Source organism: Streptomyces sp. JJ36 (assembly GCF_021696945.1).
Lineage (GTDB): Bacteria > Actinomycetota > Actinomycetes > Streptomycetales > Streptomycetaceae > Streptomyces.
On record NZ_JACYHE010000011.1, the window covers coordinates 35,427 to 53,720 of the forward strand.

Sequence of the window (18,294 nt, forward strand, 5' to 3'; positions counted from 1 at the left end):
GCCCGCCGTGCCCGCAGCAGCCCCACCCGTCACGCCCCCGACCAGGAAAGGCCCCACCACCCATGCCCGAGCTGGTCTTCTTCTCCGGGACCATGGACTGCGGGAAGAGCACCCTGGCGCTCCAGATCGAGCACAACCGCTCCGCACGCGGGCTCCAGGGCATGCTCTTCACCCGCGACGACCGGGCCGGCGAGGGCCGGCTCTCCTCCCGCCTCGGGCTCGTCACCGAGGCCGTCGAGGCGGGGGAGGCCTTCGACTTCCACGCCCATCTGGTGCGGCACCTGACCGCCGGCGGGCGCACGGACTACGTCATCGCCGACGAGGCGCAGTTCCTCTCCCCGGAACAGATCGACCAGCTCGCCCGCGTCGTCGACGACCTCGGCATCGACGTCTTCGCCTTCGGCATCACCACGGACTTCCGGACCAAGCTCTTCCCCGGCTCCCAGCGGCTGATGGAGCTGGCCGACCGCATCGAGGTGCTCCAGGTGGAGGCCCTGTGCTGGTGCGGGGCCCGGGCCACGCACAACGCCCGCACGGTGGACGGGCGCATGGTCGTCGAGGGCGCCCAGGTCGTCGTCGGGGACGTGGGCGGCGAGGGGCTGCGCGGCGAGGTGGGCTACGAGGTGCTCTGCCGCCGCCACCACCGCAGACGGCTGACGGCGGCCGCCGCACGGGCCGGCACGCTCTCCCCGGACGTGCTGCCGGTGGACGCGCAGGGCCGGTCCGGCGCCGCCGGCGCGGTGCGGGTCAGCGCGCCCCGCCCACCCGCCTGATCACGCTGAACCGGGCGCCCTCCGGATCCACCACCGTCGCCCGGCGCCCGTACGGCAGGTCGCGCGGCTCGCGCACCACCCGGCCGCCCAGCTCGGCGGCCCGGTGCGCCGCGGCGTCCGGGTCGGTCACCGCGAAACACGTCTCCCACTGCGGCATCTGACCGCGCGGCAGCGCGGAGCCGACGCCGCGCACACTCGCCACCGGGCGGCTGCGGAGCCGCAGCACCAGCAGGTCGCCCTCCTCCGGATCCTCGCGGCCGGTCTCCGCCGTGTCGAAGCCGAAGACGGCGCTGTAGAACTTCGCGGCCGGCGCGGCCTCCCGGGTGGTGAGCTCGAACCAGACCGGGGTGCCGGGAGCCCCCGCCTCCCCGGCGCCCATTCCCGGGTGCGTGCCGGCCTGCCAGACCCCGAAGGTCGCACAGGACGGGTCCGCGGCGACGGCCATCCGCCCCGCGCTGTCCGCGTCCAGCGGGCCGACGGCCACCGTGCCGCCGCAGTCCCGGATCAGGGCGGCCGTCCCGTCGGCGTCGTCGCCCGCCAGATACGGGATCCAGGCGGACCGGAAGTCCCGGCCCCGTGCCATCTCCCCGAGACCCGCCACCTCCCGGCCGCCCAGCACCGCGCGCACGTACGGGCCGAGCGGCTGCGGCCCGGTACGGAACTCCCAGCCGAAGAGCGCGTGGTAGAAGTCGCGGGTGCGCGCCAGGTCGCGCACCATGAGACTGGCCCAGCAGGGCGTGCCGGGGGTGTGGCCGTGCCCGGTCGCTGCCTCGGTCATCAATGTTCTCCTCGGGACCCTTGTCGATGTGTCGTGCGATGGACGGGTGCGTGCGGTGCGCGCCGGTGAGCGCGGCCGGTGAGGGGATGCTGCAAGTCTGGTACCCCGTACGCGGTCGCACCACCGTGCGGTCCTTTCGCGCCTGTCACGCCCCGCAGGTCGGCCGGAAGTCGCCTACGCACCGGGAGCCGTCCCGATGCGGGACGATGGGGGCATGAGCGTCCTCATCACCGCCCCCGAGCTCGCCGCCGCGCTGACCGGGCCGCGGCCGCCGGTCCTGCTCGACGTCCGCTGGCAGCTCGGCGGGCCGCCCGGCCGGCCCGAGTACCTGGCCGGGCACCTGCCCGGAGCCGTGTACGTCGACCTGGAGACCGAACTGGCCGGGCCCGCCGGGCCGGGCGCCGGGCGGCACCCGCTGCCCGCCGCCGCGGAGTTCGGCGCCGTCATGCGGCGCGCCGGGGTCCGCGCCGACCGGCCGGTCGTGGTCCACGACGGCGGCCAGGGCTGGGCGGCCGCCCGCGCCTGGTGGCTGCTGCGGTGGGCGGGCCACCCCGACGTGCGGGTGCTGGACGGCGGCCTCGCCGTCTGGGACGGTCCGCTCGAGACGGGTGACCCCGAACCCACCGAGGGCGACTTCACGCCACGCCCCGGCGGGATGCCCGCCCTCACCGCCGACGAGGCGGCCTCCCTGGCCCGGACGGGGGTGCTGCTGGACGCGCGGGCGGGGGAGCGGTACCGGGGCGAGGTGGAGCCGATCGACCCGGTCGCCGGCCACATCCCGGGCGCCCTCTCCGCGCCCACCACGGAGAACGTCGCCGAGGGCGCCACCACCCTGCGCCCCGCCGCCGAACTCGCCGACCGCTTCGCCCGCCTCGGGGTGACGCCCGGGACCGCGACCGGCGTCTACTGCGGTTCGGGGGTGTCGGCCGCGCACCAGGTGCTCGCACTGGCCGTCGCGGGGGTGGACGCGGCGCTCTACCCGGGGTCCTGGAGCGCTTGGTGCGCCGACCCCGCCCGTCCGGTCGCCACCGGACCCGCCCCCGGCTGACGCGCACCCACCGCGCGCGCCCCCGCCCGGGGCGCCACCGGTCGACCCGCTGACCGGGCGGGGCGCCGGTACGGGCCGCTCCCGGCGGGACGTACCAGCGTCCGGGCCGCTCCCGGCGGGGCACCGCCCTTCACCGGGTGCCTTTTCCCACCGGACACGGCTGCCGGCCGAGGCGGAGCAGGAACGACCGGGGCACGCGGGGGCTGCGCGGCTCACCGCGTGCCCCCGCACCCACGGTGGTCCGTCCGCGCGGTGCGGGCCCGGCGTCCACGGTGGCCGGTCGGCACGTCGCTTCCAGGCGGCGGTCCGGTGGCGCACTCGCCCGGGTGGGCGGTCGCCGTGACCGCTGCCCGGCGGGCTCCCGGCGGGAGGCGGCACGCGCCGGCGCCTCAAGCTTGCCGCCGCTGCGGCCCGTCCGCGCGGCGCGGGCCCGGCGCGCCGGGCCGGCCGCCCCACTGCACGGGGCACCCCGGGGAGACGCGGCGACCCCCCCCGGAGGCCTACTCCTTCTTGCGGCGCGTCCCGAAGACGATCTCGTCCCAGCTCGGCACCGCGGCCCGCCGCCCGGGGCGGACCCCGTCCGCCTCCGCCTGCCGGTCGGTGTTCCCGGTCAGCCGGTCACGGTGGGCGCTCACCGAACGGGGCATCAGCACATCGGCGTACGCCGACCCCGCGCCGGCGGCGGTCGCCGGCGGGTCGACCTGTTCCCGCTCCTCGGACTCCGGCTCCCCGGCGGCCGCCGCGGCGCCCTCGCCGGGTTCGTCCCCGTCCTCGCCACCGGCCGGCGCGCCCGCGCCGGACTTCTCGGGCACCACCATGTCGCCGCGGAAGTTCGGCACCGCCTCCAGCAGGCTGGTCAGCGAGTCCGGCCCGCTGTCCGCGCCGTCCCGCCCGGCGCCGTCCAGCGGCGCGGGCGGCAGGGCCGAGGGCTCCAGCTCGGCCCGCTCGACGCGGTCGCCGCGGTCCCCCCGGTCGCGCGGCAGCCGCGCGATCCGGGGCACGAACGGGAAGCTCGGCTCCGGGGTGTCGTCGGTCTCACCGATCAGCGCACGGGCCTCGTCGTCGACGGCCTGCACCAGCCGCCGCGGCGGGTCGTACGTCCAGCCGGCGGTGTGCGGTTCCCCGGCGATCCGGTAGACGAGCAGCACCTCCCAGGTGCCGTCGTCGCGCCGCCAGGAGTCCCAGCGCGCGCTGTCCTTGTCGGCGCCGCGCAGCAACAGCCGTTCGGCGACCGCCTCGCCGAGTTGCGGGCCGGTGTTCTCACCGGGCCGGCGCACGGGGGTCTTCCGGGCCCGCTCGGCCATGAACGCGCGCTCGGCGAGCACCGGCCCCTCGAACCGGCGCACCCGCTCGACCGGGATGCCGGCGAGCTGCGCCACCTCCTCGGCGGAGGCACCGGCCCGTATCCGGGCCTGGATGTCCCGGGGACGGAGGTGGCTCTCCACCTCGATCTCGATCTGCCCCAGCCGGGCGCGGTCGTTCCGCACCGCGGCGCGCAGGCGCTCATCGATCGGAAGCGTGTATTCCGTGCTGTCGGCAGCCTTGAGCACCAGTCGTGTGCCGTCGTTGCTGACGGCCACGACACGCAGTTCGGGCATCGGAACCTCCCGGGTGGTGCCTGCCGACGTCACGTGCGTCGCTGCTCCCGCTAGACGAGTGTGGCCTGCCCGGGTGCAGCCTGCCACAACCTTGCCGACTTGCCCGGCGTGTCGAACCCCTGTCCTGATCCGCCGTTATGGCACGGTGACTAGTTTGCCACGCAAGGTGACTCATGGTCACTCCGTTATGCAGAGCCGAGGGCAGGGCCGAGGCCAGGGCTCGTCACACTACTCCATTCGTGCCACCAGGAGTGGGGCGGCGCGCCGCCGAAGTCGCCCGGGCCCGATCGGGGTTGGACGGCGGTGCCGCGGTCGCGGGGAGCAACCGGTCCCCGGGCCGGAGCGGGCCGCCGGCTGCCGGTGGGAAACCTCACAGAACCGGCACAAGCGGAATCCGCCCCGGCCCAGGACCGGCCGGACCGGCCGCCCCGCCTCCGCCGCCGGCGCGGAAGCCTCCGCGGGCCCGCGCCGGGAATTCAGGCCCACGGGTGAGCGGACGCCCCCTCCGCCGCGCCCGGCGGGACGCGTACGGGCTCCGCGCACACGGCGCACCGATGCGGGAGGGTCGGCGCCGGCGCGCCCGGCGCGGACGGCGCGCGCCCGCCACCCGCAGCATCCGCCGTCAGTCGCCCAGCACCCGGCGCAGGTAGTCGTTGGTGAAGACCCGGTCCGGGTCCAGCCGGTCGCGCAGCGCGGTGAACTCCCCGAACCGCGGGTACGCCCCGGCCAGGTAGGCGGCGTCCCGGGAGTGCAGCTTGCCCCAGTGCGGGCGTCCGCCGTGAGCGGTCATGACCCGTTCCGCGGCGGTGAAGTACGCCTGGTGCGGCGTTCTCCGGTACATGTGCACCGCGATGTAGACGGTGTCGCGCCCGGACGCGGTGGACAGCGGGATGTCGTCGGCGGGCGCCACCCGTACCTCCACCGGGAAGCCGATGCGGAAGTCCGAACGCTCGATCAGCGACCTGAGTTCACGCAGCGCCGGCCCGGCGGCCTCGCGGGGCAGCGCGTACTCCATCTCCACGAACCGCACCCGGCGCGGGCTGGTGAAGACCTTGTACGGGATGTCGGTGTAGCGGCGGGCGGAGAGCGCCCGGCCGGCCAGCCGGGCGAGCGCGGGCACCGTGCCCGGTACCGCACGGCCGAGGGAACAGGCGGCCTGGAAGACGCCGTTGGAGAGCAGCTCGTCGTCCAGCCAGCCGCGGAGCCGCGGCAGCGGGCGGGCGGGGCCGGGGCTGCGGTTGTTCCGCTTGGTGAGGCAGCACTCCGTGTGCGGGAACCAGTAGAACTCGAAGTGCTCGTTCTCCGTGACCAGCCGGTCGAACTCGGCCACCACCCGGGCGAACGGCATCGGCTCCTCGCGCGCGGAGAGCAGGAAGGCGGGCTCCACCGCGAAGGTGAGCTCGCTGATCACCCCGAGCGCCCCCAGGCCCACCCGGGCCGCCGCGAACACCCCGGGATGCTTTTCGGCGGAGCAGCGCAGCACCGACCCGTCGGCGAGCACCAGCTCCAGGCCCCGGAGCTGGGCGGCCAGGCTCCCGGAGTCCCGGCCGGTGCCGTGGGTGCCGGTGCTGACCGCGCCGGAGACGGTCTGCTCCATGATGTCGCCCATGTTGGCCAGCGAGAGCCCCTCGGCGGCGAGCGTCTCGTTGAGCTGCCGGAGCGGTGTGCCGGCGGCGACCCGCACCGTGCCGCGCTCCCGGTCGATCTCGCGCACCCCGCAGAGCCGCTCCGGGCGCAGCAGCACCCCGCCCGTCGCGGCGACCGGGGTGAAGGAGTGGCCGGTTCCGGTCGCCTTGACGGTGAGACCGTCCTCCGCGGCCCGGCGCACGGCCTCCGCCAGCGCCGCGGTGGAGGAGGGGGCGACGGTGCGCAGCGGGCGTACCGTGACGTTGCCCGCCCAGTTCCGCCATGCCGCCGGGGCCGCCGGGTTCGCAGGGCGCTCCGGGTTCGCCGCGCCGTACCTCGACCGCACGCCCATGCCCGCATCTCCCTCGTCGGTTGCGGGGCGATCATACTCACGGCGGCCCACCCGGCCGGAGTCCCGTGCGACGACGTGAGCGGTGATTCCGCCGCGAGGACGCCGGGTGCCGGTCCGCGCCGACGGGGCGCGGATGGCAGGATCGGGGACATGTCCGATGCGCTCGCTGCACGCCCGTACGACGCCCTGCTGCTGCTCTCCTTCGGCGGCCCCGAGGGGCCCGACGACGTGATCCCGTTCCTGGAGAACGTCACCCGTGGCCGGAACATCCCGCGCGAACGGCTGCAGGAGGTCGGCGAGCACTACTTCCTGTTCGGCGGCGTCAGCCCGATCAACGCGCAGAACCGCAGTCTGCTGGAGACGCTGCGCACGGACTTCGCCGGGCACGGGCTGGACCTCCCGGTCCACTGGGGGAACCGCAACTGGGCGCCCTATCTCACCGACACCCTGCGGGAGATGGTCCGCGCGGGTCACCGGCGCATCCTGGTGCTGGCCACCAGCGCCTACGCCTCGTACTCCGGGTGCCGCCAGTACCGGGAGAACCTGGCGGAGTCGCTGGCCACGCTCCGGGCCGAGGGCCTCCCGCTGCCGCGGCTGGACAAGCTGCGGCACTACTTCAACCACCCCGGATTCCTCGAACCGGTCACCGACGGCGTGCTCGCCGCGCTCGGCGACCTTCCCGACCAGGTGCGGGACACGGCCCACCTGGTCTTCACCACCCACTCCATCCCCACCGCGGCCGCCGCGACCGCGGGTCCGGACGGCGGCGCCTATGTGGCCCAGCACCTGGACGCCGCCCGGGTCGTCGCCGGGGCGGTGCGCGAGCGGACCGGCGTGGACCGGCCCTGGGAGCTGGTCTACCAGTCCCGCAGCGGGGCCCCGCACATCCCGTGGCTGGAGCCGGACATCTGCGATCACCTGGAGACGCTGCACGGGGCCGGCGCCCCGGGCGCGGTGATGATCCCCATCGGCTTCGTCTCGGACCACATGGAGGTGCTCTACGACCTCGACACCGAGGCGCAGGCCAAGGCCGGCGAACTGGGACTGCCGGTGGCCCGCTCGGCCACCGTCGGTGACGACCCACGGTTCGCCGCCGCCGTCCGCGAGCTGGTGCTGGAACGCGCCGCCGCCGAGCGGGGTGAGGAACCCCGCCGCCGGGCACTCGGAGACCTGGGACCGAGCCACGACGTGTGCCCCGCGGGGTGCTGCCCGCCGCGGGAGCCGCGGCCCGCCGCCGCGGGCGCCGACAGCCCCTTCCCGTGACCTTCCGGGCCGCCCGCGGCCCGTACGCCGACCGGCCGCGCGGCGCGGTCCCCGCGCCGCCGCCGACGACCGCACAGCCGAGGAGAACAGTGACCGACGACCGGCTCGACCAGCTCAAGGCCGACCTGCTCGAGATCGCGCTGGAGGCCGCCCGCCGCGCCGGCGTCCTCCTGCGCGACGGGCGCCCCGACGACCTGGGCGTCGCCGCGACCAAGACCAGCCCGATCGACGTGGTCACCGAGATGGACATCGCCGCGGAGAAGCTGATCACCGGCTACCTCGCGGAGCAGCGCCCCGAGGACGGCGTACTGGGCGAGGAGGGGGCCGCAACAGAGGGCAGCAGCGGCGTCCGCTGGGTCGTGGACCCCCTCGACGGCACCGTGAACTATCTCTACGGGCTCCCGTCCTGGGCCGTCTCCATCGCCGCTCAGTACCGGGGCGAGACCGTGGTCGGCGTGGTGGAGGCCCCGGCGCGCGAGGAGACCTACCGTGCGGTGCACGGCCACGGCGCCTTCCTGAACGCCCAGCCGCTGCGCTGCCGCCCCTCCCCGGAGCTGGACCAGGCGCTCATCGGGACGGGGTTCAACTACGTGCGGGAGCGCCGCGCCGCCCAGGCCGAGGTCGCCCGGCAGCTCCTCCCGCAGGTCCGCGACATCCGCCGCTCCGGCTCCGCCGCGATCGACCTCTGCGACGTCGGCGCCGGGCGCCTGGACGGCTTCTACGAGCGCGGGCTCAACCCCTGGGACTTCGCCGCGGGCGACCTGGTGGCCCGCGAGGCGGGCGCCCTCACCGGTGGTCGCCCCGGCACCGCCGCGGACGGGGACCTGACGGTCGCCGCCTCGCCCGGGGTCTTCCGGGTGCTCCAGCCGCTGCTGGACCGGCTCGGCGCCTGGCACGACTGAGCACGGGCCGCGGCCGGGCACGGGCCGCGGGCCGGGCATGACGGAGCCCCGGACACCTCGCGGTGCCCGGGGCTCGCCGACGGTGCTCCCTGCCTCAGCAGGTCGGTGCGCCGACCTCCACGCCGTGCTCGGCGGCGAGACGGCGCAGGTCCTCCAGCTCCGACTGCTCGACCTCGGCCAGGAAGTCGTCGCCCGACTCACGAGCGCGGAGCAGGTCGGACTCGGTGTTCCGTATGCGCTGCAGGATGCCTGCGGTGAACGCGTCCATGGTGCGCCCCCTCGTCATGGGTCGGTGGCACGGGGGTGTGCCGAGGGTTTTCGGGTGATCACGCCGGGTACGCCGCCGGGCGGCCGTCCGAAGGGAGAGACACGCCGCCGCATCACGTGATCGCGGGGTGTGCACTCGTCCTCCCCATCCGGAACCTCAGAGAAACCTCAATCCCGGGGAAAAATTCGGAAAGCCCCCCGGCTCACCCGCTTACGGCCGGTTTACCGAGGTGGCAGGCAGGATGAAGGGGGGCGCACCGCCCCGCCGAGCAGGAACGGAAGGAAGGACCAGCCGTGCGCGTACTCGTCGTCGAGGACGAGCAGCTCCTCGCCGATGCCGTGGCGACCGGGCTGCGCCGGGAGGCCATGGCCGTCGATGTGGTCTACGACGGCGCGGCGGCCCAGGAGCGGATCGACGTCAACGACTACGACGTCGTCGTGCTCGACCGCGACCTGCCGCTGGTCCACGGTGACGACGTCTGCCGCCGGATCGTCGACCTCGGGCTGGCCACCCGCGTCCTGATGCTCACCGCGTCCGGCGACGTCAGCGACCGCGTGGAGGGCCTGGAGCTCGGCGCCGACGACTACCTGCCCAAGCCGTTCGCGTTCAGCGAGCTCACGGCCCGCGTACGCGCCCTCGGGCGCCGTACCACCACCGCGCTGCCCCCGGTCCTGGAACGGGCCGGGATCAAGCTCGACCCGAACCGGCGCGAGGTCTTCCGCGACGGCCGGCAGATCCAGGTCGCGCCGAAGGAGTTCGCCGTGCTGGAGGTGCTGCTGCGGGCCGAGGGCACCGTCGTCTCGGCCGAGCAGCTCCTGGAGAAGGCCTGGGACGAGAACACCGACCCCTTCACCAACGTCGTCCGGGTCACCGTGATGACCCTGCGCCGGAAGCTCGGCGAGCCTCCGGTGATCGTCACGGTCCCCGGCGCCGGCTACCGGATCTGACAGGCACCATGACCGCTCCCGCCGCCCCGCCCCCGCACGCGCCGCCCAAGCCCACCTGGGACCCCCGCGCGCCGCAGCGCCCGTACCCGTGGCTGCGTCCCACCATCCGGATACGGCTCACCCTGCTCTACGGCGGGATGTTCCTGATCGCCGGGATGATGCTGCTCACGATCATCTACCTGCTCGCCGCGCAGGCCCTGCACGACCTCGGCGAGCTGCCCTTCCGTTTCCTGAACGTGCAGGCGCAGCTCCAGCTCACCTCCGACGCCTGCCCGCAGCTCGCCGGCCGGATGGACAACGAGGAGCTGATGCGGCGCCTCGGCGAGTGCGCGGACGTCCAGCGGGCGCAGGCCCTGGACGAGCTGCTGCGCAGCTCCCTGCTGGCGCTGCTGGGGCTGGCCGTGGCGGCCTTCGCCTTCGGCTACGTGATGGCCGGGCGGGTGCTCTCGCCGCTGGGCCGCATCACCCGCACGGCGCGCACGGTGGCCGGCTCGGACCTGCACCGGCGGATCGAGCTGGAGGGGCCGGACGACGAGCTCAAGGAGCTGGCGGACACCTTCGACGAGATGCTGGACCGGCTGGACCGGGCCTTCACCGCCCAGCAGCGCTTCGTCGCCAACGCCTCGCACGAGCTGCGCACCCCGCTGGCCATCAACCGCACCCTGCTGGAGGTGCAGATGTCCGACCCGGAGGCCTCGCCCGAGCTCCAGCAGCTCGGCAAGACGCTGCTGGCCACCAACGAGCGCAGCGAGCAGCTCGTGGAGGGCCTGCTGCTGCTCGCCCGCAGCGAGAACGAGATCGTCGACCGCAAGCCGGTCGACCTCGCCGAGGTGGCCGGGCAGGCGGTGGACCAGGCCCGCGGCGAGGCCCAGGAGAAGGGCGTGGAGCTGCGCGGCGTGCGGCAGCCCGCCTACGTGCAGGGCAACGGGGTGCTGCTGGAGCGGGTGGCGCTGAACCTGCTGCAGAACGCCGTGCGCTACAACCTGCCGGAGGACGGCTGGGTCTCGGTGAGTACCCGCGCGGAGGCCGGGCACGCGGTGCTGGTGGTGGAGAACACCGGCCCGGTGGTCCCGGCGTACGAGGTGGACAACCTCTTCGAGCCCTTCCGGCGTCTTCGCTCCGAGCGCACCGGCAGCGACCGGGGCGTCGGGCTGGGGCTGTCGATCGTGCGGTCGGTGGTCCGGGCGCACGGCGGCGCGGTCAGCGCGGAGCCGCGCGAGGAGGGCGGGCTCACGGTGCACGTCGTGCTCCCGGTGTGAGCCCGCGGCGCGGGCCCGTCCCGGCGAGCGGGGGGCGCACCCCCGCCCGCCGGAAGGGGGAGCTACCCTCGGGGGGCTTCATCGGAGGTGGGTCATGTACGGAATTCTGGGGACACGCTCCCCACCGGCCTGCCCGCCGCACGGTCTGTGAGCGATCACACAGGGCGTTTTTCGGCCCTCTGGCGGGCCCCGGCCCCAGAGGGGGAAGAAATCCCGCAAAATCCATGTTTTCGCAGGTGGTGATCGTGGGCAGACCACGGAGTGTCGTGCGCGAAGTGCGACATTCAGACCGTCTTCGGTCCCGTTCGACAGCCGAGCCGATCGCCTCTTCGGGGGTCCGGTTGGGTGTCGATTGAGTAACAGACCTTGATGTGAGGCAAAATCTCCGCCTCGGGTCGGGCACAAGCCCGGCCTCTCGCGCGTTAGTGCGCTGGAGACACCCACAGACACCCGGAGGGGGAGAGCGACATGGCAACGGATTACGACACCCCACGCAAGACCGACGACGATGTCAACGAGGACAGCATCGAGGAACTCAAGGCCCGGCGGAACGACAAGTCGGCGTCCACCGTGGACGTGGACGAGTTCGAGCAGGCCGAGGGTCTCGAGCTGCCCGGCGCCGACCTCTCCAACGAGGAGCTGTCGGTCCGGGTCCTGCCGCGGCAGGCCGACGAGTTCACCTGCATGAGCTGCTTCCTGGTGCACCACCGCTCGCAGCTCGCCGCGGAGAAGAACGGGCACCCGATCTGCCGCGACTGCGCGGCCTGACACGGCTCGGCAGTGGGGGACGACGACGCACGTGAAGGGCGAGGTACCCGCCGCAAGGGCGCCTCGCTCGCACCGGCGGCCGCGCGCGGCCTGCGCCGGCTGCGCGACCGCCGACGCGCGGCCCGGCCCGGCGACACCGGGCGCCCGGCGGAACCGCGCCCCGGCGACACCGGCGCCGCTGAGGGCGCCGACGGTCCGTACGGCGCCGGGCGCGCCGGTCCGGAGGCGCCCGGCGGACGCCCCGAGCAGGCGGAGCGGCTGCGACGCCGGCGGCTCCGCACCGCCCTGGGCGTGCTCGCGGACCGCATCCTGCTGATCGCCCCGCGCATCCCGGTACGCGACCTCGCGACCCTGCGCCGGCAGTTCCCGGGCCTCGGCCCGGAGGAGATCGCCGACCGGCTCGTCACCGGTGCCCTGAAGGGCTCCGCCACGGTCGGCGCCGGCGTCGGCGGCGCCGCGATGCTCCCGGTGCCGCCCGCGATGCCCGCCGAGCTCGCCGCGGAGATCACCGGGGTGGCCGCGGTGGAGCTCAAGCTGATCGCGGAGCTGCACGAGGTCTACGGGCAGCGCCCGCCGGGAAACCTGCACCAGCGCACCACGGCCTACCTGCGGGCCTGGACCTCCGAGCGGCGCATCGACGTGGCGCGCCCCGCCACCGTGGACGCCGCCCTCGGCGGACAGCTCCGGCGCGAGCTGCGCCAGCGGCTCCTCAAGCGCACCCTGCGGAACCTCCCGAACCTGGCGCCCTTCCTGATCGGCGCGGCCGTGGGCGCCGCCATGAACCGCCGGGAGACGGCCCGGCTCGCCGACCGGGTCCGTGAGGACCTGCGCCGCTCCGCCGTCCCCTGGGAGAAGCTCCCCGGTGACACCCGCGGCGGCGCCCTGCCGCCGGCGGACGGCCGCGGCGGCGGCTGAGAGCGGCTCGCACCCCGGCACGGGTGGTCCCGGAGGGGCGAGTGCCGGTGGGCTCGCGGCGCGCGCCTGCGAGCGTTCAGGCCGTCCGGGCCCGCTCCAGCGCCGCCACCAACCGCTCCGGTTCCCGGGTGGACAGATAGACGTACGGCGTCGGGTCCTCGGGGTCGGCGATTTCCACCCGCACCGCGGTCGGCACATACCCCCGCAGCACCATGTGCGCCCGTGGGTCCGCCCGGTGGGTGCGCCAGTCCCGGGCCTCCTCCGCGTCCAGCGCCCGCGCCTCGCCCAGCGCCGTCAGCGGGATGCGCGCGTCCCCGGCCACCAGCGACCCGGCGACCACCCGGATGCGCACCGCGCCGTACGCGCTCACCGCCACCGCGGCGAGCGCACCGCCCACCACCAGCCCGCCCAGCGACGGCAGCGTGCCCAGCGGCATCAGGATCAGCGCGCAGGAGACCCCGGCCAGCGCGGCGATCAGCCACCAGGAGGCGGGCGCGGTGAGGCGTTCGTCGTACGCGGGCGCGGAGGGCTGCTGCATGCCCCCAGCTTGGCACGGCTGCGAGCGGCCACCCGCGGCGGCGGTAGGGTCTGCACACGTGACTGCTCCCCGATCCATCAGAACGACCCTGACGCCCCCGGACGACGCCGTCGTCCCGGAGCGCCACCCGGAGGCCCCGGCCCCCGGCGAGCTGCTCGGCTCCCACTACGGCCAGTGCTTCGGCTGCGGCTCCGAGCAGCCGCACGGACTGCACCTGGCGGCACGCGCCGGCGAGGGCGTCAGCGTGACCGCCGAGTTCACCGTGAAGCCGGCGCACCAGGGCGCGCCGGGCCTCGCCCACGGCGGGGTGCTGGCCACCGCGCTCGACGAGACGCTCGGCTCGCTCAACTGGCTGATGCACACCATCGCCGTGACCGGCCGCCTGGAGACCGACTTCATCGCCCCGGTGCCGGTGGGCAGCACCCTCCACCTGGACGCCGAGGCGACCGCCCGCCACGGCCGGAAGATCTTCTGCACCGCCACCGGGCGGCTGGACGGCCCCGAGGGACCCGTCGTGGTCCGGGCCGACGCGATGTTCGTCCGGGTCCAGGTCGAGCACTTCCTCGACAACGGGCGCGACGAGGAGATCCAGGCGGCCATGTCCGACCCGGACCAGGTCCGGCGGGCCCGCGCCTTCGAGGTGAACCCGTGACCCGGCGGCCCGTCGACGTGCTGATCCGGCGGCTGGACCCGGAGGTCCCGCTGCCCGGGTACGCGCATCCGGGGGACGCCGGCTGCGACCTGGTGACCACCGAGCGGGCCGAGCTGGCGCCGGGGGAGCGGACCGTGCTGCCCACCGGGGTGTCGATCGCCCTGCCGGACGGGTACGCGGCCTTCGTCCACCCGCGGTCCGGGCTCGCCGCGCGCTGCGGTGTCTCGCTGCTGAATGCCCCCGGAACCGTGGACGCCGGGTACCGTGGAGAGATCAAGGTGATCGTTGCCAACCTGGATCCGCGTGGCACCGTGCGGTTCGAGCGCTTCGACCGCATCGCCCAACTCGTCGTCCAGCAGGTCGAGAAGGTGCGCTTCCACGAGGTGGCGGAGCTGCCCGGCTCGGCGCGGGCCACGGGGGGCTTCGGTTCCACGGGCGGCCATGCCGCCGCACTGCAGAATGATGTCGTTGCGGTCGATCCCGGCCAGGATGCCGACCTGAGAGGACAGTGACGTGTTCGGACGTCGTCGGAAGAAGAGCGGAAAGCCTGAGCAGGGCGCCTCGGACGAGTTCGAGACGGACGAGACCGCCGGCGAGCGGGACGCGGAGGCCGAGGACGCCGCGGGCGCCGGGAAGGACGCCTCCGGCGACGCCGAGGCCCGCCGTGTGAAGCTGCCGCCCGCGCCCCGGCCCGACGGCCCGTGGGACGTCTCGGAGGTCGCCGACCCGGGCACCGGCCGGGTGAACCTCGGCGGCGTGTACGTGCCCGGCGTCGAGGGCATGGAGCTGCGGGTCGAGGTCGCCGGGGACGCCATCGTGGCGGCCACCATCGTGCTCCGGGACAGCGCCGTCCAGCTCCAGGCGTTCGCCGCGCCCAAGCGCGAGGGCATCTGGGACGAGGTGCGCGAGGAGATCGCCTCCGGGATCACCCGGCAGGGCGGTGTCATCGACGAGACCGAGGGGCCGCTCGGCTGGGAGCTGCGGGCCCAGGTGCCGGTGCAGCTCCCGGACGGCAAGCACGGGGTGCAGGTGGTGCGCTTCGTCGGCATCGACGGCCCGCGCTGGTTCCTGCGCGGCGTGATCTCCGGTCAGGGCGCGGTGCAGCCGGAACAGGCCGGGCTGCTGGAGTCGATCTTCCGGGACACCGTCGTGGTCCGCGGCGACGCGCCGATGGCGCCCCGCGACCCGATCGTCCTGAAGCTGCCGGACGACGCGCAGATGGTCCCGGACGGGGTGCAGCAGGAGACCGTCGAGGAGGGCTCCCGCTTCGCGGGCGGCATCGACAAGCTGCAGCGCGGCCCGGAGATCACCGAGGTCCGCTAGGGCCTGCCCGGCGGATCTTCCCGGGCCCGCGACGCCCCGCACGCCGCACGTCCGCTGCGTCGTCGCGTCCTCCACTTACGCCCGGAGGTCTCGGCCACGGACGCCCGGCGGGTCCACCGGATACGCCCTGGACCGGCCCGCCGGGCACGGCGGCCCGTACGCGCGGGGCCGCGTGCCGACGCGGCCGGTTCCCCGGCCGCCGGGGCCCGTACGCCGGCGGGCCCGTACGCCGGCGGGGTGAGCCCGGGCCGGGCCGGGCCGGGCTCACCCGGGCCAGTTCCCCGTCGCCCGCCGCATGCCCGCAGCCCCGCCGCGGGCCACCGCCGCCCGTACCACACCGGCCATCGCCCCCTGGGCTGCGGAGGCCGCCAGGACCTCCTTCCAGGGCCGCTCCTCGTCGGTCGGCTGCGGCGCGTCGTCCTGGCGCGAGACGCCCTTCCACAGGCGCTGGAACAGTTTCCCGGCGAGGATGCCGCCGAGCAGGGTGGCCACCGTGCTGAACACCTTGTAGAGCTTCATGCCCATGGGGTCCTCGCCGCCTTTCCGGCTCCGCCGACGTTCCTGTGCAGAGGGACCCTCCCCGCAGTGCCACACTCGCCGCCCCGGAAAACCCGCCCGCCCCGCCACGGGCCGGCCGGGGACCGCCCCGCCCTCCCAGGGCCGCCGGGTGCCGCCACAATAGGGGCCATGGCGGCCAGCATCCCCGCCCGGCGCGGCACGCTGCGGATCTACCTCGGGGCGGCACCCGGCGTCGGCAAGACGTACGCGATGCTCGCCGAGGCACACCGCCGTGCCGGGCGCGGCACCGACGTGGTGGCCGGCGTCGTCGAGCACCACGACCGGCCGCGCACCGCCGAGCAGCTCGACGGCCTGGAACAGATCCCCCGCGGCACCGGGGCGCCCGGCGGAGCCGCCGCCGGCGAGCTGGACACCGCGGCCGCGCTGGCCCGCCGCCCGGCCGTCGTCCTGGTCGACGAACTCGCCCACGCCAACGCACCCGGCTCCCGGAACCCCCGGCGCTGGCAGGACGTGGAGGAGCTGCTCCGGGCCGGGATCCACGTCATCTCCACGGTCGACATCTCGCAGCTCGAGTCGCTCGGCGACGTGGTGCGGAACATCACCGGGGTACGCCCGCGGGAGACCGTCCCGGACGAGGTGGTCCGCCGCGCCGACCAGATCGAGCTGGTGGACATGTCCCCGGAGGCCCTGCGACGGCGCATGGCGCACGGCAACGTCTACCCCGCGGACCGGATCGACGCGGCGCTCTCGCACTACTTCCGCCCCGGCAACCTGACCGCGCTGCGCGAGCTGGCGCTGCTGTGGACGGCCGACCGGGTGGACGCCTACCTCCAGCGGTACCGCACCGAGCACCACGTCTCGGCCATCTGGCAGGCCCGGGAACGCATCGTCGTCGGCCTCACCGGGGGCCCGGAGGGCCGTACGCTGCTGCGCCGCGCCGCCCGCATGGCCGCCAAGGGCTCCGGCAGCGAGATCCTCGCCGTGCACATCGCACGCGGTGCGGGGCGGCGGGGCGGCTCGCCCCGCGAGCTGGCGGTGCAGCGGTCCCTCGTGGAGGACCTGGGGGGCACCTTCCACCGTGTCGTCGCGGTCGCCGGGGACCGCGTACCGGAGGCGCTGCTGGAGTTCGCCCGCGGGGTCAACGCCACCCAGATCGTGCTGGGCACCAGCCGCCGCCGGAGCTGGCAGTACGTCTTCGGGCCCGGCGTCGGCGCCACCGTCGCCCGGGACTCCGGACCCGACCTGGACGTGCACATCGTCACCCACGAGGAGGCCGCCCGGGGCCGCGGGCTGCCCGTCCCGGGCGGCTTCCGGCCCCGGCGTGCCCGCCGGGCCGCCGCCTGGGCGCTGGGCCTGACCGGGCCGCTGCTGCTGACCGCGCTCCCCGACCGCTACCAGCCCGCGCACGCCCCGGGCCTCGCCCACGAACTGCTGCTCCTCACGGCCGTGTCGGTGGCCGCCGCACTGCTCGGCGGGCTGCTCCCGGCCCTGGCCTCGGCCGCCCTCGGCGCCCTGCTGCTCGGCTGGTACGTCACCCCGCCGCTGCACCGGTGGGCCGTCGCCGACCCCCGGAACGCCGTCGCGCTGGCGGTGTTCTGCGCCGTCGCGGTGACCGTCGCCGCGGTCGTCGACCTCGCCGCGCGGCGCACCCAGCAGGCCGCGCGACTGCGCGCCGAGTCGGAGATCCTCTCCCGCCTGGCGGGCGGCGTGCTCCGCGGCGGCACCACCCTGGAGGCACTGCTGGAGCGGGTCCGGGAGACCTTCGGCATGGAGTCCGTGGCGCTGCTGGAACGCCTCGACGACGCCGCCCCGTGGAGCTGTGCGGCCGCCGCCGGGCCGCGCCCCGCCCGGCGCCCCGAGGACGCCGAGGTGGACATGCCCGTCCGGGACGGCCTGGCCCTGGCGCTGAGCGGCCGGGTGCTGCCGGCCCGGGACCGCCGGGTGCTCGCCGCCTTCGCCGCCCAGGCCGCGGTCGCCCTGGACCGGCGGCGGCTGCTGGACGAGGCGCAGCGGGCCCGCGAGCTCGCCGAGGGAAACCGGATCCGGACCGCACTCCTCGCCGCGGTCTCGCACGACCTGCGTACACCGCTGGCCGCCATCAAGGCCGCCGTCACCTCCCTCCGCTCCGGCGACGTCGACTGGACCCCGGAGGACGAGGAGGGGCTGCTGGAGGCCATCGAGGAGGGCGCCGACCGGCTGGACCACCTGGTGGGCAACCTGCTGGACATGTCACGGCTCCAGACCGGCACGGTCACCCCGCTGATCCGGGGGACCGACCTGGACGAGGTGGTGCCGGCGGCCCTCGGCGGGGTGCCGGAGGACAGCGTGGTGCTGGAGACCGACGAGGCGCTGCCCATGGTCGCCGTCGACCCCGGACTGCTGGAGCGCGCGGTCGCCAACCTGGTGGAGAACGCGGTCAAGTACGGTCCCCCGGGGGAGCCCGTACGGGTACGCGCAAGCGCGCTCGGCGACCGTGTCGAGCTCCGGGTGTGCGACCGCGGGCCCGGCGTGCCGGACAGCGACAAGGAGCGCATCTTCGCGCCGTTCCAGCGCCACGGCGACGCGCCGCGCGGCACCGGGGTCGGACTCGGGCTGGCCGTGGCCCGTGGCTTCGCCGAGGCCATGGGCGGCACCCTGGAGGCCGAGGACACCCCTGGCGGGGGCATGACCATGGTGCTCACGCTGCGCGCCGCGGGGGACCACGGCCCCGCGCCGGAGGAGGAGCGGCCGGCCGGGGTGACCGGCTGAGACGACCGGCCGAGGCG

The 18,294-nt window shown here is 75.5% G+C and carries 18 protein-coding genes; 12 read left to right on the forward strand and 6 right to left on the reverse strand.

Features of this window, described 5'->3' with window-relative positions; all coding sequences use genetic code 11:
* The first annotated feature begins 62 nt into the window (after window positions 1-62).
* Window positions 63-773, forward strand: coding sequence for a thymidine kinase (locus HOY81_RS06745; protein ID WP_237319252.1), 711 nt, complete (start codon window positions 63-65; stop codon window positions 771-773).
* Here HOY81_RS06745 and HOY81_RS06750 read toward each other — a convergent pair.
* Window positions 748-1,551, reverse strand: coding sequence for a VOC family protein (locus HOY81_RS06750; protein WP_237319254.1), 804 nt, complete (start codon window positions 1,549-1,551; stop codon window positions 748-750). The genes HOY81_RS06745 and HOY81_RS06750 overlap by 26 nt on opposite strands.
* A gap of 214 nt (window positions 1,552-1,765) precedes the next feature.
* Here HOY81_RS06750 and HOY81_RS06755 point away from each other — a divergent pair, with 214 nt between their 5' ends.
* Window positions 1,766-2,599: a sulfurtransferase gene (locus HOY81_RS06755; RefSeq protein ID WP_237319255.1), complete on the forward strand. Its 834-nt coding sequence runs from the start codon at window positions 1,766-1,768 to the stop codon at window positions 2,597-2,599.
* 500 nt (window positions 2,600-3,099) lie between these two features.
* Here the strand turns inward: HOY81_RS06755 and sepH are convergent, their stop codons facing one another.
* Both sepH and HOY81_RS06765 read right to left on the reverse strand, forming a co-directional pair.
* Window positions 3,100-4,197 carry a septation protein SepH gene (sepH, locus tag HOY81_RS06760; RefSeq protein WP_237319256.1) on the reverse strand — a complete coding sequence of 366 codons (1,098 nt, stop codon included), beginning with the start codon at window positions 4,195-4,197 and terminating at the stop codon, window positions 3,100-3,102.
* Window positions 4,198-4,819: 622 nt separating this feature from the next.
* Window positions 4,820-6,175: a D-arabinono-1,4-lactone oxidase gene (locus HOY81_RS06765; protein WP_237319257.1), complete on the reverse strand. Its 1,356-nt coding sequence runs from the start codon at window positions 6,173-6,175 to the stop codon at window positions 4,820-4,822.
* A gap of 150 nt (window positions 6,176-6,325) precedes the next feature.
* Here HOY81_RS06765 and HOY81_RS06770 point away from each other — a divergent pair, with 150 nt between their 5' ends.
* Window positions 6,326-7,438 carry a ferrochelatase gene (locus HOY81_RS06770; RefSeq protein ID WP_237319258.1) on the forward strand — a complete coding sequence of 371 codons (1,113 nt, stop codon included), beginning with the start codon at window positions 6,326-6,328 and terminating at the stop codon, window positions 7,436-7,438.
* Window positions 7,439-7,527: 89 nt separating this feature from the next.
* Entirely contained in the window at window positions 7,528-8,340 is an 813-nt protein-coding gene (locus tag HOY81_RS06775) for an inositol monophosphatase family protein (RefSeq protein ID WP_237319259.1), read from the forward strand.
* A gap of 94 nt (window positions 8,341-8,434) precedes the next feature.
* Here the strand turns inward: HOY81_RS06775 and HOY81_RS06780 are convergent, their stop codons facing one another.
* The gene (locus HOY81_RS06780) at window positions 8,435-8,626 is read right to left on the reverse strand and encodes a hypothetical protein (RefSeq protein ID WP_237319354.1); all 192 of its coding nucleotides are present in this window, start codon (window positions 8,624-8,626) and stop codon (window positions 8,435-8,437) included.
* Between the two features lie 275 nt (window positions 8,627-8,901).
* Here HOY81_RS06780 and HOY81_RS06785 point away from each other — a divergent pair, with 275 nt between their 5' ends.
* The 4 genes from HOY81_RS06785 (at window position 8,902) to HOY81_RS06800 (ending at window position 12,497) form a co-directional block, all read left to right on the forward strand.
* A complete protein-coding gene (locus HOY81_RS06785) occupies window positions 8,902-9,555 on the forward strand; it encodes a response regulator transcription factor (protein ID WP_237319260.1) in 654 nt (217 codons plus the stop codon).
* 8 nt (window positions 9,556-9,563) lie between these two features.
* Window positions 9,564-10,814, forward strand: a complete 1,251-nt coding sequence (locus HOY81_RS06790) for a cell wall metabolism sensor histidine kinase WalK (protein ID WP_237319261.1) — start codon at window positions 9,564-9,566, stop codon at window positions 10,812-10,814.
* A 468-nt stretch (window positions 10,815-11,282) separates the two neighbouring features.
* On the forward strand, window positions 11,283-11,582 hold the full coding sequence (locus tag HOY81_RS06795; protein ID WP_093662716.1) for a DUF4193 domain-containing protein: 300 nt from the start codon (window positions 11,283-11,285) through the stop codon (window positions 11,580-11,582).
* A gap of 12 nt (window positions 11,583-11,594) precedes the next feature.
* Window positions 11,595-12,497: a hypothetical protein gene (locus HOY81_RS06800; RefSeq protein WP_237319264.1), complete on the forward strand. Its 903-nt coding sequence runs from the start codon at window positions 11,595-11,597 to the stop codon at window positions 12,495-12,497.
* A 76-nt stretch (window positions 12,498-12,573) separates the two neighbouring features.
* Here HOY81_RS06800 and HOY81_RS06805 read toward each other — a convergent pair whose 3' ends face one another.
* Complete coding sequence (locus tag HOY81_RS06805; protein WP_237319266.1) at window positions 12,574-13,035, reverse strand: DUF3093 domain-containing protein; 462 nt, start codon at window positions 13,033-13,035, stop codon at window positions 12,574-12,576.
* A 76-nt stretch (window positions 13,036-13,111) separates the two neighbouring features.
* Between HOY81_RS06805 and HOY81_RS06810 the strand changes: the two genes are divergently transcribed.
* The 3 genes from HOY81_RS06810 to HOY81_RS06820 are packed head-to-tail and all read left to right on the forward strand — an operon-like array spanning window position 13,112 to window position 15,010.
* On the forward strand, window positions 13,112-13,687 hold the full coding sequence (locus tag HOY81_RS06810) for a PaaI family thioesterase (RefSeq protein WP_237319349.1): 576 nt from the start codon (window positions 13,112-13,114) through the stop codon (window positions 13,685-13,687).
* Window positions 13,684-14,199, forward strand: a complete 516-nt coding sequence (gene dut, locus HOY81_RS06815; protein ID WP_237319268.1) for a dUTP diphosphatase — start codon at window positions 13,684-13,686, stop codon at window positions 14,197-14,199. Before HOY81_RS06810 ends, dut begins: the two co-directional genes overlap by 4 nt.
* Window position 14,200: 1 nt before the next feature.
* A complete protein-coding gene (locus tag HOY81_RS06820; RefSeq protein ID WP_237319270.1) occupies window positions 14,201-15,010 on the forward strand; it encodes a DUF3710 domain-containing protein in 810 nt (269 codons plus the stop codon).
* A 264-nt stretch (window positions 15,011-15,274) separates the two neighbouring features.
* Here HOY81_RS06820 and HOY81_RS06825 read toward each other — a convergent pair whose 3' ends face one another.
* Window positions 15,275-15,529 (reverse strand): DUF4235 domain-containing protein, encoded by a 255-nt coding sequence (locus tag HOY81_RS06825; RefSeq protein WP_237319272.1) that lies wholly within the window; start codon window positions 15,527-15,529, stop codon window positions 15,275-15,277.
* A gap of 168 nt (window positions 15,530-15,697) precedes the next feature.
* Here HOY81_RS06825 and HOY81_RS06830 point away from each other — a divergent pair, with 168 nt between their 5' ends.
* A complete protein-coding gene (locus HOY81_RS06830; protein ID WP_237319274.1) occupies window positions 15,698-18,277 on the forward strand; it encodes an ATP-binding protein in 2,580 nt (859 codons plus the stop codon).
* Window positions 18,278-18,294: the final 17 nt, after the last annotated feature.